The 13723-nt window shown below is 65.2% G+C and carries 13 protein-coding genes; 9 read left to right on the top strand and 4 right to left on the bottom strand.

What is annotated here, in order from left to right; all coding sequences use genetic code 11:
• Positions 1-8 precede the first annotated feature (8 nt).
• Together U8330_RS19625 and U8330_RS19620 are read right to left on the bottom strand one after the other, a co-directional pair.
• The gene (locus U8330_RS19625) at positions 9-716 is read right to left on the bottom strand and encodes an LrgB family protein (RefSeq protein WP_323107379.1); all 708 of its coding nucleotides are present in this window, start codon (positions 714-716) and stop codon (positions 9-11) included.
• Entirely contained in the window at positions 716-1090 is a 375-nt protein-coding gene (locus U8330_RS19620; protein WP_323106935.1) for a CidA/LrgA family protein, read from the bottom strand. The genes U8330_RS19625 and U8330_RS19620 overlap by 1 nt, the downstream gene beginning before the upstream one ends.
• A gap of 125 nt (positions 1091-1215) precedes the next feature.
• On the opposite strand from U8330_RS19620, the gene U8330_RS19615 reads away from it, so the two are divergent.
• The 3 genes from U8330_RS19615 to ispG all read left to right on the top strand — a co-directional run bounded on the left by U8330_RS19615 (position 1216) and on the right by ispG (position 4602).
• Positions 1216-2001, top strand: coding sequence for a DeoR/GlpR family DNA-binding transcription regulator (locus U8330_RS19615; protein WP_323106934.1), 786 nt, complete (start codon positions 1216-1218; stop codon positions 1999-2001).
• 37 nt (positions 2002-2038) lie between these two features.
• The gene (locus tag U8330_RS19610; RefSeq protein WP_323106933.1) at positions 2039-3226 is read left to right on the top strand and encodes an MFS transporter; all 1188 of its coding nucleotides are present in this window, start codon (positions 2039-2041) and stop codon (positions 3224-3226) included.
• 122 nt (positions 3227-3348) lie between these two features.
• Positions 3349-4602 (top strand): flavodoxin-dependent (E)-4-hydroxy-3-methylbut-2-enyl-diphosphate synthase, encoded by a 1254-nt coding sequence (ispG, locus tag U8330_RS19605; RefSeq protein WP_323106932.1) that lies wholly within the window; start codon positions 3349-3351, stop codon positions 4600-4602.
• A gap of 10 nt (positions 4603-4612) precedes the next feature.
• Here ispG and U8330_RS19600 read toward each other — a convergent pair whose 3' ends face one another.
• Positions 4613-5527 carry a farnesyl diphosphate synthase gene (locus U8330_RS19600; protein WP_323106931.1) on the bottom strand — a complete coding sequence of 305 codons (915 nt, stop codon included), beginning with the start codon at positions 5525-5527 and terminating at the stop codon, positions 4613-4615.
• A 118-nt stretch (positions 5528-5645) separates the two neighbouring features.
• Between U8330_RS19600 and mtgA the strand changes: the two genes are divergently transcribed.
• The 3 genes from mtgA (at position 5646) to rpmF (ending at position 7526) form a co-directional block, all read left to right on the top strand.
• The gene (mtgA, locus tag U8330_RS19595; RefSeq protein ID WP_323107378.1) at positions 5646-6443 is read left to right on the top strand and encodes a monofunctional biosynthetic peptidoglycan transglycosylase; all 798 of its coding nucleotides are present in this window, start codon (positions 5646-5648) and stop codon (positions 6441-6443) included.
• Positions 6444-6514: 71 nt separating this feature from the next.
• On the top strand, positions 6515-7174 hold the full coding sequence (locus U8330_RS19590) for a glutathione S-transferase family protein (RefSeq protein ID WP_323106930.1): 660 nt from the start codon (positions 6515-6517) through the stop codon (positions 7172-7174).
• A 166-nt stretch (positions 7175-7340) separates the two neighbouring features.
• On the top strand, positions 7341-7526 hold the full coding sequence (gene rpmF / locus U8330_RS19585; protein WP_323106929.1) for a 50S ribosomal protein L32: 186 nt from the start codon (positions 7341-7343) through the stop codon (positions 7524-7526).
• A gap of 77 nt (positions 7527-7603) precedes the next feature.
• On the opposite strand, the gene phaR is transcribed toward rpmF, so the two are convergent.
• Positions 7604-8185 (bottom strand): polyhydroxyalkanoate synthesis repressor PhaR, encoded by a 582-nt coding sequence (gene phaR / locus U8330_RS19580; protein ID WP_323106928.1) that lies wholly within the window; start codon positions 8183-8185, stop codon positions 7604-7606.
• 187 nt (positions 8186-8372) lie between these two features.
• Here phaR and U8330_RS19575 point away from each other — a divergent pair, with 187 nt between their 5' ends.
• The 3 genes from U8330_RS19575 (at position 8373) to U8330_RS19565 (ending at position 13723) form a co-directional block, all read left to right on the top strand.
• Complete coding sequence (locus U8330_RS19575; RefSeq protein WP_323106927.1) at positions 8373-9554, top strand: acetyl-CoA C-acetyltransferase; 1182 nt, start codon at positions 8373-8375, stop codon at positions 9552-9554.
• 84 nt (positions 9555-9638) lie between these two features.
• On the top strand, positions 9639-10364 hold the full coding sequence (locus U8330_RS19570; protein ID WP_323106926.1) for a beta-ketoacyl-ACP reductase: 726 nt from the start codon (positions 9639-9641) through the stop codon (positions 10362-10364).
• Between the two features lie 146 nt (positions 10365-10510).
• The gene (locus tag U8330_RS19565) at positions 10511-13723 is read left to right on the top strand and encodes a helicase-related protein (protein WP_323107377.1); all 3213 of its coding nucleotides are present in this window, start codon (positions 10511-10513) and stop codon (positions 13721-13723) included.

Genomic DNA, 13723 nt, shown 5'->3' with positions numbered 1-13723 from the left:
ATTTTTCGTTAGAGAAACAGCGGTACGATGAGCGCGGTCACCACGGCATTCAGGGCCATGGCGATGCCAGCGAAGAGACCGGCGACGGGATCCACCTGGAAGGCGCGCGCGGTGCCGATGCCGTGCGAGGCGAGGCCGGCGGCAAAACCGCGAGCGGCATAATCGGTGATCCGCATGCGGTTCATCAGGCCGGTGACGATCACGGCCCCGGTAATGCCGGTGAAGATCACGAAGACCGCCGTCAGCCCCGGATCGCCGCCGAGCCCCTCTGAAATCGCCATGGCGACGCCGGCGGTCGAGGACTTCGGCGCCATGGAAATGACCACCGACGGTGGGAAGCCGAAGGCCCAGCCGCAGGCAAGCACCGAGAGCACCGCCGTGACGCTGCCTGCCGCAAGCGCGGCCAGCATCGGCAGCAGGTTCTGCGCCACCAGCCGCGCCTGACGCACGAGTGGCACGGCGAGCGCCACCGTGGCCGGCCCGAGCAGGAAATGGATGAACTGCGCGCCTTGAAAATAGGTCGCGTAGTCGATGCCGGCGCCGACCAGCACCAGCCCGACCAGCACCACCGAGATCAGCACGGGATTGACGAGCGGATGTCCGCTGCAGCGCCTGGCGATCGCGGTCGCGGCGATCCAGGCGGTCAGCGTTGCCGTCAGCCAGAAGAGCGGCGTGGCTGCCAGATAGACCCAGAGTCCCGAATCACCTGCTGCCATCATTTCCGCCTCCAGCGCTGCTCGGCCCTCTTGACCAGAAGGAAGACCCAGACGGTCACGACGAGGGTCGCCACTGTGGTGAGCAGGATCGCGGCCAGAATCGGCAGTCCGAAAGCGCGGACGAGATCGAGATGCTGGATGATGCCGACACCGGCCGGTACGAAGAGCACGCCGAGATTGGCAAGCAGCCCGTCGGCGACCTGACCGCTGCGCGCCTCCATCCGCTGACCGAGCCGGCGCCGCTTGAGGAGGACCAGGGCCAGCGCCAACAGCGCCAGGCCGATCACCGGACCGGGCACATGGCGCCCGCCCGCATAGGAGAGAACCTCGCCGATCAGCTGAAAGCCAAGCAGCCATGCAATTCCTTCGATCATCTCCACCCCTGCGCTCGCTATCCATCTCGGTTGAAGCATGGTCGTGCCCTCGCCGAAAGAGGCGGTTGCGATCATCGAGAAATCGTTTATGCATGTTCGTGCCGATTCATGCACGATTCTTCACCATGTCATCCGATCTCTTGTCCCGGGAGCGCCAGGACGCCATTCGCCGCCGCCTTCAGGAAACCGGACGGGTCCTCGCGGGCGATCTGGCCCGGCTCTTCGGCGTGTCCGAGGATACGGTGCGTCGCGATTTGCGGGAGATGGCCGCCGCTGGCCTCTGCCAGCGTGTCTATGGAGGCGCGCTCGCCCTCCCGCAGGAGCAGCCCTTCTCCGTCCGCATCGGCGACTCGCCCGGTCGCAAGGCCACCCTCGCCGCCAAGGCCGTCACCGTTCTGAAGGACGGCATGACGCTCTTCGTGGATGCGGGGTCCACCAATCTTGCCATTGTCCGGGCCATTCCGCTGCATCTGACGCTGACGCTTTCGACCAATATGCCGGCCATCGCCATGGCCGCGCTCGACCATCCGAAAATCGACGTCATCACCATCGGCGGGCGCATCGACCGGCATGTCGGCGCCGCGATCGGCGCTCGCGCGGAGCGCGACCTCGAAGCGCTGCGGCCGGATCTCTGCATTCTGGGCGCCTGCGGCCTCGATCCGAAGGCAGGTCTGACCGGCCTTGTCTACGAGGATGCGGAGTTCAAGCGCGCCGCCGCCGCGCGCAGCGGTTCCGTTCTGGTTGCGGCGACGAACGAGAAGCTCGGTCTTTGCGAGCCCTTCGCCATCGCCGCATGCGGCCCTGGCCTGACGCTGGTGCTGGAGGGCGACGCTCCTGCCCCCCTATCAAAGGCCTTCACAGAAACGGGCGTCCATCTGCTGCATGCCGCTGCAGTGTCACAGAGCGCCTGACGAGTAGACAAGGCCGCCGGGCGGCCGGGAGACAGGAATGACAGACCGAAATACCATGGCCGCGGAAGCCCCCCGCTCCGCCTACATGCCCAAGACACGGCTTGCCGTGTCGCTGATGTTCCTGATGAACGGCTTCGTCGTTGGAAGCTGGGCGCCGAAGATCCCGGTGCTGAAGGATCGGCTGATGATCGACGAGGGCACGGTGGGTCTGCTGATCCTCACCTTCGGCATCGGCTCTCTCGTCTTCATGCCGATTGCCGGCGGTTTCATCTCTCGCCTGGGCTCCATGCCCATCACCCGCTCGCTCGCCGTTGTTCTGGCGCCGATCCTGCTGATCCTCAGCCTCGTGCCCAATCTGCCGCTCTCCTTCGTCGTGCTCTTCGCGCTCGGCGGCTTCGTCGGCGCCATGGATGTGGCGATGAATGCCAACGCGGTCGCGGTCGAGAAGCAGATGCGCCGCGCCATCATGTCGTCCTGCCATGCCTATTGGAGCCTGGGCGCGCTGATCGGCGCGGCGCTGGGCGGCCCGTTGATCGCCGGTTTCGGCGAGGTGGCGCATGCGGCCTTCGTCATGGTCGCCGGCTTGGCGGTGATCGCAGTCGCCTGGCCGATGATGCTTGCCGACCAGCCGCATCCCGAGGCGGAGAAGGAGAAGCTCGCGCTGCCCATGACGCCCCTTCCCTGGCTGATCGGCATCGTCGCGCTGTTCTCCATGGTACCGGAAGGCTCGATCATCGACTGGAGCGCGCTCTACATGCGCAACGAGCTCGGCGCTTCCACGGCGCTGTCCGGCTTCGGCTTCGCCGCCTTCTCGGCCACCATGGCCATCATGCGTTTTGCCGGCGACCACGTGCGCGACCGGTTCGGCGCCGTGAAGACGCTGCGGGTGTGCACGGTTCTCGCCCTGATCGGCATGGTGACGGCGGGACTCGCGCCCTCCTCGACCATCGCCATCATCGGCTTTGCCATTGCCGGCATCGGCATTTCCAACATGGTGCCGATCGCCTTTTCCGCCGCCGGCAACATGCCGGGGCTGGCACCGGGAATCGGCCTCTCCGTCGTCACCTTCATGGGCTATTCCGGCATCCTGTTCGCGCCGTCGCTGATCGGCTTCATCGCCGAACATACCGGCTTCTCGCTGATCTTCACCTGCATTCCGCTGCTCTTCCTGGTGGTGCTGGCGCTCTCGGGTCTTACCGTTCACGCGGACGCCGCCAAGGACTGATCGGCCCTCACGTCCGGTCGTCGCCTTGAAAACGCCGCCTCTTGATGGTCGGAAACATTGACAAGGCGGCGATCCTCCTCCACCTCAGGCGGGCCGATCGACCGGGACTGTACGAGGACTTCATGTCGACTTCGTTTGCTTTCGAGCCGCAGCCGCGCCGGGCCACCGTTGCGGTGGATGTCGGCGGGGTCATTGTCGGCGGCGGTGCGCCCGTCGTCGTGCAATCCATGACCAACACAGATACGGCCGATGTGGATGCGACGGTCGCCCAGGTGGCAGCGCTTCACCGCGCGGGATCGGAACTGGTGCGCATCACGGTCGACCGCGACGAAAGCGCGCGCGCCGTCCCAAAAATCCGTGAGCGGCTGGAGCGCCTTGGCCTCGATGTGCCGCTGATCGGCGATTTCCACTATATCGGCCACAAGCTGCTCGCCGATCATCCGGCCTGCGCCGAGGCGCTTGCGAAGTACCGCATCAATCCCGGCAATGTCGGCTTCAAGGACAAGAAGGACCGTCAGTTCGCAGCGATCATCGAACGCGCGATCGAATTCGACAAGCCGGTGCGCATCGGCGTCAACTGGGGCTCGCTCGACCAGGAACTCCTGACCCGGCTGATGAACGACAATCAGGAGAAGGGCTTTCCCCTGACCGCGCAGGAGGTCATGCGCGAGACGATCGTCCAGTCGGCGCTGATTTCGGCCGAACTTGCCGAAGAGATCGGCCTGCCGCGCAACCGCATCATCCTTTCGGCCAAGGTGTCCAATGTTCAGGACCTGATCTCGGTCTATGCCATGCTGTCCTCGCGCTCCAACCATGCGCTGCATCTGGGGTTGACCGAGGCCGGCATGGGCTCGAAGGGCATCGTCGCCTCCTCCGCGTCGCTCGGCATCCTGATGCAGCAGGGCATCGGCGATACCATCCGCATCTCGCTGACCCCCGAGCCCGGCGGCGATCGCACCCGCGAGGTGCAGGTGGCGCAGGAGCTTCTTCAGGTCATGGGCTTCCGCCAGTTCATCCCGGTCGTCGCCGCCTGTCCGGGCTGCGGGCGCACGACCTCGACCGTGTTCCAGGAGCTCGCCCAGAAAATCCAGGACGATATCCGCCGCAACATGCCGGTCTGGCGCGAGAAGTATCCAGGGGTCGAGGGGCTGAAGGTCGCGGTGATGGGCTGCATCGTCAACGGTCCCGGCGAAAGCAAGCATGCCGATATCGGCATTTCTCTCCCCGGCACCGGCGAGCTGCCGGCCGCACCCGTTTACATCGACGGCAAGAAGGCACTGACCATTCGCGGCACGAACATCGCCGGCGATTTCGAGCAGCTGGTCGCCGACTATATCGAGAAGCGCTTCGGCCAGGGCCAGGCCGCCGCTGAATAGGCCTCGTCGCTCAGTGGCGCCGGTTCGCCACGAAGCGGGCAGCGGCAAGCAGCACATCGGCACGTTCGCCATAGGGGGCAAGCAGCGCACTGGCTTCCGCCACCAACCTGGCGAGCTCCGCTTCCGCCCAGTCGAGACCGCGGCGCGCGACAAGCGTGGCTTTGCCGCGATCGGCATCCTTGCCGGTTGCCTTGCCGAGCGTCGCCGCATCGGCCGTCAGGTCCAGCACGTCGTCGGCAAGCTGGAAGGCGCGACCGATGATTTCGCCGAAACGGCGCAGCCGGGCCCGATCCTCCGCGCTTGCCTTTGACAGGATGGCCCCGGCCTCGCAGGCGAAGCGGATCAGCGCGCCGGTCTTCATCGCCTGAAGGCGCACGATGCCTTCCTCATCCGGCTGCTCGCTCTCCGCCATCAGATCCAGCGCCTGGCCACCCGCCATGCCGCCAAGGCCGGCCGCGCGCGACAGGGCCAGGATAAGGGCGACCTTGACCGAATCCTCGGTCACCGTCTCCGGAGCCGCGAGACTATCGAAGGCCAGCGTCAGCAGGCTATCGCCGGCCAGGATGGCATTGGCCTCGCCATAGGCGATATGGACGGTCGGCTGGCCGCGGCGCAGCGCATCGTCATCCATAGCCGGCAGATCGTCATGGACCAGCGAATAGCAGTGAATGCATTCAAGCGCCGCCCCGACCCGTAACGCCACCTCTGCCGAACCACCGAACAAAGCTGCCGATTCCAGCACAAGGAAAGGCCGCAGCCGTTTGCCGCCGTTCAGCACGCCGTGGCGCATGGCCGCAAGAAGCGGCGCCGGGCGGACGATCTCATCGCTCTGCGGATCGCCACCGAGCAGGCCTGTCAAGCAGGTGGCCACCATCTCGGCATGGTCGCGCAGGCGGGTTTGGAAAAGCGTGTCGGACTGGCTCATGCCGGCTGTTTGGCACGGCCGGCGCCGGACTGGCAATGGGCTTGACGCCCGTCGCGCCGCGGCCCCGGCCGACGGCACAGGGGATCGTCCCGAGAAAGCCGTTCAATTTCGCCCCTGCATGTTCTATGACGGGAAAGAGCAACGGGTCGAGGGCGGGACGGCTGGATTGGATATCGCACCGGAAACGCGCGAGGAGCAGGACGTGCGGTCGGGCGGCGTGAGCAGGCGGTCATCGACTTGGGTGAAGCGCCGCTGGCGCCAGCTTCTCGCCGTGCTGCTCGTTGTCCTGCTTCTGCCCTATGCGCTGATCCTGCTTTACACGCCCAACCTGGTTCACCCGGTCTCCACCCTGATGCTGCGCGATCTCGTCACCTTCAGCGGCTATGACCGGCGCTGGGTGCCTTTCGAGCAGATCTCGCCGCATCTCGTCCGCTCGGTCATGTCGTCTGAGGATGGCCAGTTCTGCATGCATGCCGGCGTCGACTGGGTGCAGATGCGCGGCGTGGTGGACGATGCGCTCGAGGGCGAGGCGACCCGCGGCGCCAGCACCATTCCCATGCAGACGGCCAAGAACCTGTTTCTCTGGAACGGCCGCTCTTTCCTTCGCAAGGGCATGGAACTGCCGCTGGCCCTCGCCGCCGACTTCGTCTGGTCCAAGAAGCGGTTGATGGAGATTTATCTCAACATCGCCGAATGGGGCCCCGGCATCTATGGAGCCGAGGCGGCGGCGCAGTACCATTTCGGCGTTCCTGCCGCTAAGCTCAACCGTCGGCAGGCGGCCCTGCTTGCCGTGTCCCTGCCGAACCCCATCACCCGCAATGCCGGAAAGCCCGGCCGGGGGCTGAAACGGCTGGCGGCGATGATCGAGCGGCGCGCCGGCGCCTCGGGCGATTACATCACCTGTCTTTATCCCTGACATCAGCGCAATTGGCTGGTCGCAGCGCCGGGGCTCTGGTCTAACACAGCCGACACCATGGGGAGGCGACAATGGACGAACTCATTCTTTATGTCGGCAACAAGAACTATTCTTCCTGGTCGTTCAGGCCCTGGATCGCGTTGAAGGCTGGCGGCATTCCGTTTCGCGATGTGGTGATCCCCTTCGACTTTGCAAACGGGAATGCGCAGTTTCGTGAGATCTCGCCCACCGGCCGGGTCCCGGTGCTTCACCACGGGGCGCGCCGGATTTGGGAATCGCTGGCGATCATCGAATATGCGGCGGAGCTTTTCCCCAATGCCGGGCTCTGGCCGGCATATGCGGGCGCGCGCGCCGTAGCGCGCAGTGTCTCGATGGAGATGCTGTCCGGCTTTCGCAGCCTGCGCGGTGCCTGCCCGATGAACATTCGTCGCCCGGTGGGTGCGCTGACGCTTACGCCGGAGACCGCCGCCGGCGTGGCGGCCGATGTTGCGCGGATCGAAACGATCTGGCGGGATGCGCTTGAGGCCTCCGGCGGACCCTTTCTTTTCGGCCGCTTCTCGGCTGCCGATGCCATGTTCGCGCCGGTGGTCAACCGCTTCGAGATCTATGCACTGACCGAGGATGCGGGGTCGCGCCGCTATATGCAGACGGTCAAGAGCCATCCGGCATTCCAGGCCTGGGAGGCAGACGCGCTGCAGGAAAGCTGGATCGTGCCTGAGGACGAAGCGTAAGCGCTGCATCGCTTTTGCCGACGGCCCTCTTGAAAAAATGACACCGGGGACTGGTCAAGTGGGGGCATGGCATGTATAAGCCGCCCCAATTCCGAGATTGACATCCGTTTGTCCCGGCCGGAAACGGACCGACCAACGGTGTTTTGCCCGACATTTGGAGTGTGACATGGCTGTACCGAAAAGAAAAACGAGCCCGTCCCGACGCGGCATGCGCCGTTCCGCCGACGCGTTGAAGGCTCCGACCTACATCGAAGACAAGAACTCCGGCGAACTGCGCCGCCCGCACCATGTCGACCTGAAGACCGGCATGTATCGTGGCCGCCAGGTTCTGACGCCGAAGACCTCTTCGTAACGTCGAAGACCTTGATCAGACGATGATTTGGGCCGGCTTCATGCCGGCCTTTTTCGTTTGTGCAGGCGCTTGCAGCTTCAGGTCAGGCTGTCGAGCTTGGTCTGCAGCGCCCGCAGCTGCTCCTTCAGCTCGTCGAGATCCTTGGCCTCGGCCTTGCGCGGCTCGCGCACCGGCGGCGTGGCGGCCATGAAGGGCGAGAACATCTGCATGGCCTGGTGGAACATGTCGGTGTTGCGCTTGACCTGCTCTTCCACCAGCTGCAGCGGCACCTGCAGATTCTTGCCAAGCGGCGTATCGCCGAAGGCCTTGCTGATCTGCTCGCGCATCTGGACCTGCTGCTCGGTGAAAGCCTGCATGGAATGTTCGAGATAGCTCGGCACCACCATCTGCATCTGGTCGCCGTAGAAGGAAATCAGCTGTCGGAGGAAAGAGATGGGCAACAAGGTGTTCCCGGTCTTCGATTCCTGTTCGAAGATGATCTGCGTCAGAACGGAATGGGTGATATCTTCGCCGCTCTTGGCATCCTGCACGGTGAATTCGTCACCCTTCTTCACCATGACAGCCAAATCGTCGAGCGTCACATAGGTGCTTGTTCCGGTATTGTAGAGGCGCCGGTTGGCATATTTCTTGATAACGATCTGGCCGTCGTTCTTCGCCATCAGGGTCTCCTCTCCCCATGCTGCCGTCTTTATTGGACTTTTTGAGGATATCCGCAAAGACTCCCGCATGACAATCTCTTTGTGCGCTGCGGCGACGATGGTTGGCATTGCCCGCAGGGTTGCGGTTTGACTTGCGCGCCTCGCTTGTGTCAGTGTCTGATCATAAACAAGCGTGAGGAGACCCCCCATGAGCAGTTCGTCCGTCGTCATCGCCAGCGCCGGCAGGACCGCCGTCGGCTCGTTCAACGGCGCTTTCGGCACCACACCGGCCCATGAACTGGGCGCCGCCGTCATCAAGGGCGTGCTGGAGCGCGCTGGTGTCGAGGCGGGAGAGGTGGACGAGGTGGTGCTGGGCCAAGTGCTCGGCGCCGGCGAGGGACAGAACCCGGCGCGCCAGGCCGCCATCAAGGCCGGTATTCCGGACAGCAAGACCGCTTTCGGTCTTAACCAGCTCTGCGGCTCGGGCCTGCGCGCGGTGGCCATTGGCATGCAGCAGATTGCAACCGGAGATGCGTCCATCGTTGTGGCAGGCGGCATGGAATCCATGTCCATGGCCCCGCATTGCGCGCATCTGCGCGGCGGCGTGAAGATGGGCGACCTGAAGATGGTCGACACCATGATCAAGGACGGGCTGACGGACGCGTTCTACGGCTATCACATGGGCACGACGGCTGAAAACATTGCCCGCAAATGGCAGCTCTCGCGCGACGAGCAGGACCAGTTCGCGCTCGCCTCGCAGAACAAGGCGGAAGCTGCCCAGAAAGCCGGCCGCTTTGCCGACGAGATCATTCCCTTCACTGTCAAATCCCGCAAGGGCGATGTGACCGTCGACCAGGACGAATATATCCGCCACGGCGCGACGCTCGATTCGATGGCGAAGCTGCGCCCTGCCTTCGACAAGGAGGGCACCGTGACGGCCGGCAATGCCTCCGGCCTCAACGATGGCGCCGCCGCCGCGCTTCTGATGAGCGAGGACGAAGCCAGCCGCCGGGGCATCGCGCCGCTCGCCCGGATCGTGTCCTGGGCCACAGCCGGCGTCGATCCGCAGATCATGGGCACGGGGCCCATTCCCGCCTCCCGCAAGGCGCTGGAAAAGGCCGGCTGGTCGGTGGCCGATCTTGAACTGATCGAGGCCAATGAAGCCTTCGCCGCCCAAGCCTGCGCGGTCAACAAGGATCTCGGCTGGGATACGAGCCTCGTCAACGTGAATGGCGGCGCCATTGCCATCGGCCATCCGATCGGCGCGTCGGGCGCTCGCGTGCTCAACACGCTGCTGTTCGAGATGAAGCGGCGCGGCGCCAAGCGCGGCCTGGCAACTCTGTGCATCGGCGGCGGCATGGGCGTTGCCATGTGCGTCGAAGGTCTCTGAGGTCGAGACCGCCGTTCCTGTCCCTGCTGCGGTCTGGTGCGACCGCGGCCTTTTTCACGCCATCGCTTTGTTGGGGAGGATTTGATGAGCAGGGTTGCTTTGGTAACAGGCGGCACGCGCGGCATTGGCGCGGCCATTTCCATGGGGCTCAAGGGGGCGGGCTACAAGGTTGCCGCCAATTATGCCGGCAATGACGAGGCAGCCGAAGCCTTCAGCACTGTCACCGGCATCCCGGTGTTCAAATGGGACGTGTCCGACTATTCGAGCTGTGCCGCAGGGGTCGCCAAGGTCGAGGAAACGCTTGGGCCGGTTGAAATCCTGGTCAACAATGCCGGCATCACGCGCGACGCCATGTTCCACAAAATGACGCCGGCGCAATGGTCCGAGGTGATCAATGTCAACCTCAACGGCCTGTTCAACATGACCCATCCGGTCTGGTCGAGCATGCGCGACCGCAATTTCGGCCGAATCATCAACATCTCCTCGATCAACGGCCAGAAGGGGCAGATGGGCCAGGCGAATTATTCCGCCTCCAAGGCTGGCGATCTCGGCTTCACCAAGGCGCTTGCCCAGGAAGGCGCGGCCAAGGGCATCACCGTCAACGCGATCTGCCCAGGCTATATCGGAACGGAAATGGTGCGCGCGATCCCCGAAAAGGTCCTGACCGAACGGATCATTCCGCAAATCCCCGTTGGCCGGCTTGGAGAGCCGGAAGAGATCGCCCGCTGCGTGGTGTTCCTGGCCTCCGATGATGCCGGCTTCATCACCGGCTCCACCCTGTCGGCCAATGGCGGGCAGTTCTTCGTCTGAGTGCGAAGGGCGGCCGGGCAGCCTCCGTGCCGCTTTCTCGCCCCACCGCTCTTGTCTTCCGGCAGGAGCATCGTCATCTGTGTCCGGATCCGCGCCGTGAGTGCGGGCCAGATGCATGCAAGGTCCAGACTGTGCTCGATCAACAGATGATCCTGAGCGGCCGCGGGGTAACCGCGGTCCTCGGTCCCACCAACACCGGCAAGACGCATTACGCGATCGAGCGCATGGTGGCCCACGGCTCCGGCGTCATCGGACTGCCGCTTCGCCTCCTGGCACGCGAGGTCTATACCCGGCTGGTGGAGCGGGTCGGCCTGCACAATGTCGCGCTTGTGACCGGCGAGGAAAAGATCAGCCCGCACATGGCGCGCTATTCGGTCTGCACGGTCGAAGCCATGCCGCGCGAGACCAAGGCGGAGTTCGTCGCCATCGACGAGGTGCAGCTGGCCGGCGACCTCGAGCGCGGCCATATCTTTACCGATCGGCTGCTGCATCTGCGCGGCCGCTCCGAGACGCTGCTGCTCGGCGCCGGCACCATGCGGCCGATCCTCGAACAATTGCTGCCCGGCATCACCGTGGTGGAGCGGCCGCGTCTGTCGCAGCTGCTCTATGCCGGCTCCAAGAAGATCACCCGCCTGCCGCAGCGCTCGGCCATCGTCGCCTTTTCGGCCGACGAGGTCTATGCGATCGCCGAACTGATCCGCCGTCAGCGTGGCGGGGCTGCCGTGGTGCTGGGCGCGCTCAGCCCGCGCACCCGCAATGCCCAGGTGGCGCTCTACCAGGCCGGCGATGTCGAATATCTGGTGGCGACCGACGCGATCGGCATGGGCCTCAACCTCGATGTCGATCATGTCGCCTTCGCCCAGGACCGCAAATATGATGGCTTCCAGTTCCGCAACCTGAACCCGAGCGAGCTGGCGCAGATCGCGGGCCGCGCCGGCCGGCACCTGCGCGATGGCACGTTCGGCGTCACCTCGCGCGTCGATCCGTTCGACGACGAACTGGTTCACCGCATCGAGGCGCATCAGTTCGATCCCGTCCGCGTGCTGCAATGGCGCTCGAAGGCGCTCGATTTCTCGACGCTTGCCAGCCTCAAGAAATCGCTCGACACGCCGCCGGCCGTCCAGGGCCTGACCAAGACGCTGCCGGCCGTCGACCAGCAGGCGCTGGATGTGCTGACGGCCTATCCGGAGATCGGTTCGCTTGCCTCCTCGCGCGAGCGGGTGGAAAAGCTGTGGGAGGCCTGCGCGCTGCCCGACTACCGCCGGATCGCGCCCGCCCAGCATGCCGAACTGATCGCGACGATCTACACCGATCTGGTGCGTCGCGGCACGGTGAACGAGGATTTCCTGTCCGAACAGGTCCGCCGCGCGGACCACACGGATGGCGAGATCGACACATTGTCGGCGCGAATCGCGCAAATAAGAACCTGGACTTACGTCTCGAACCGCCCGGGTTGGCTGGCCGATCCGACACACTGGCAGGAAAAGACGCGAGAAATCGAAGATCGGCTGTCCGACGCTCTGCATGAAAGGTTGACGAAACGCTTCGTTGACCGCAGGACATCCGTTCTCATGAAGCGGCTGAGAGAGAATGCGATGCTGGAAGCGGAAATCAGTGTGAACGGCGACGTCTTTGTCGAGGGACATCATGTGGGACAGCTGACCGGCTTCCGGTTCTCGCTCGCCCAGACGACGGATGGACTGGACGCGCGCGCCGCACAGGGCGCAGCGCAGAAAGCGCTGTCGCTGGAGTTCGAGGCGCGCGCCGCCCGGCTGCATGCCTCCGGCAATGCCGATCTCGCTCTGGCCTCCGATGGCCTCGTCCGCTGGCTGGGCGATCCCGTGGCGCGGCTTGCCGCGAGCGACCATATCATGCGTCCGCGCGTCATCATCCTGGCGGACGAGCAGTTGACGGGCCCGGCCCGCGACCACGTCGCCGCCCGCATCGAACGCTTCGTCAACCACCATATCGCAACGGTGCTGAAGCCGCTCGACGACCTCTCGCGTGCCGAGGACCTGCAGGGTCTCGCCAAGGGATTGGCGTTCCAGCTGGTGGAAAACCTGGGCGTCCTGTTCCGCCGCGATGTTGCCGACGACGTCAAGTCGCTCGACCAGGAGGCACGCGCCTCCATGCGTCGCCATGGCATCCGCTTCGGCGCCTACCACATTTTCATGCCGGCGCTCCTGAAGCCCGCTCCGGCCGAACTCATCACACTCCTCTGGGCGCTGAAGAATGACGGGCTCGACAAGCCGGGTTACGGCGATCTGATCCCGGTTCTGGCAGCCGGCCGCACCTCGGTCGTCACCGATCCCACCTTCGAGCGCATGTTCTACAAGCTTGCCGGCTTCCGCTTCCTGGGCAAGCGCGCCGTGCGCATCGATATCCTGGAGCGGCTTGCCGATCTCATCCGTCCGCTCTTGCAGTGGAAGCCGGGCAGCGGCGCACGGCCGGATGGCGCCTATGACGGACGCCGCTTCGTCGCGACCACCGCCATGCTTTCCATCCTCGGCGCGACGCCGGACGACATGGAAGAGATCCTGAAGGGTCTCGGCTACCGGGCCGATGCGGTGAAGGCGGAAGAGGCTGCGGCCTTCCTCGCCCAGCACGACGCCGCACAGGTGCCGGCAGCGAACGCAGCAGCAGACGCCGCTGAGGCGCCCTCCTCCGAGGCTGATGCCTCTGCTGAGACGGCCGACAGCGGCGAAACCCGCACGCCGACCGAAGAGCCCGCTGCCGACGTCGCCTCCACCGAGACGGCCGCCGCAGAAGAGGCGCCGGTTGAAGCAGGAGAGACCTCGGCAGCCGATGCCCAGGCCGCCGATGACGCAACGGCGGACGAAGCGCAAAGCGCTGACGCGGCGAACGCCGAGTCGGCCGTGGCGGATGCGCCGAGCGCCGAACCGGTCGAAGCCAAGCCGGTCCTGCTCTGGCGCCCCGGTGGGCGCAATGATGCGGTTCAGCGCGAGCGTGGCCAGCGTCCGGGTGGTCCGCGTCGCCAGGGTGGCGAGCGCGGCGAACGCAGCGGCGACCAGCAGCGCCAGGGCGATCAACGCCGCGGCGGTGGCCGCCACCAACCGCGCGCCGAAGGGACCGGCGAGGCAGGCCAAGGCCGGCCGCAACAGGCTCGCCGCGAGGATGGCGACCGCAAGCCGCATCAGGGCCGCGGCGGCAAGCCGGACGGTCGCAATGACAACCGCGGTGACCGCCGCAACGACCGCCCGCATGAGCGCAACACCGAGCGGGGCGGCAAACCGCAGTCCGGCAGCTTTGAAGCCCGCCCGCCGCGCAAGGAAAAGCCGATCGATCCCGATTCGCCCTTCGCAAAGCTTGCGGCGCTCAAGGAGCAGATGAAGAAGTAG

Origin of the sequence: Rhizobium sp. CC-YZS058, from assembly GCF_034720595.1 — a bacterium.
In the GTDB taxonomy this organism is placed as follows: Bacteria; Pseudomonadota; Alphaproteobacteria; order Rhizobiales; family Rhizobiaceae; genus Ferranicluibacter.
The sequence above is the reverse complement of the archived record's forward strand: the minus strand, read 5'-3'. Positions and strand labels throughout refer to the sequence as shown.

Coding starts and splice junctions, on each gene's coding strand:
- U8330_RS19625 (WP_323107379.1), bottom strand. CDS start 716: ATGGCAGCAGGTGATTCGGGACTCTGGGTCTATCTGGCAGCCACGCCG.
- U8330_RS19620 (WP_323106935.1), bottom strand. CDS start 1,090: ATGATCGAAGGAATTGCATGGCTGCTTGGCTTTCAGCTGATCGGCGAG.
- U8330_RS19615 (WP_323106934.1), top strand. CDS start 1,216: ATGTCATCCGATCTCTTGTCCCGGGAGCGCCAGGACGCCATTCGCCGC.
- U8330_RS19610 (WP_323106933.1), top strand. CDS start 2,039: ATGACAGACCGAAATACCATGGCCGCGGAAGCCCCCCGCTCCGCCTAC.
- ispG (WP_323106932.1), top strand. CDS start 3,349: ATGTCGACTTCGTTTGCTTTCGAGCCGCAGCCGCGCCGGGCCACCGTT.
- U8330_RS19600 (WP_323106931.1), bottom strand. CDS start 5,527: ATGAGCCAGTCCGACACGCTTTTCCAAACCCGCCTGCGCGACCATGCC.
- mtgA (WP_323107378.1), top strand. CDS start 5,646: ATGTTCTATGACGGGAAAGAGCAACGGGTCGAGGGCGGGACGGCTGGA.
- U8330_RS19590 (WP_323106930.1), top strand. CDS start 6,515: ATGGACGAACTCATTCTTTATGTCGGCAACAAGAACTATTCTTCCTGG.
- rpmF (WP_323106929.1), top strand. CDS start 7,341: ATGGCTGTACCGAAAAGAAAAACGAGCCCGTCCCGACGCGGCATGCGC.
- phaR (WP_323106928.1), bottom strand. CDS start 8,185: ATGGCGAAGAACGACGGCCAGATCGTTATCAAGAAATATGCCAACCGG.
- U8330_RS19575 (WP_323106927.1), top strand. CDS start 8,373: ATGAGCAGTTCGTCCGTCGTCATCGCCAGCGCCGGCAGGACCGCCGTC.
- U8330_RS19570 (WP_323106926.1), top strand. CDS start 9,639: ATGAGCAGGGTTGCTTTGGTAACAGGCGGCACGCGCGGCATTGGCGCG.
- U8330_RS19565 (WP_323107377.1), top strand. CDS start 10,511: ATGATCCTGAGCGGCCGCGGGGTAACCGCGGTCCTCGGTCCCACCAAC.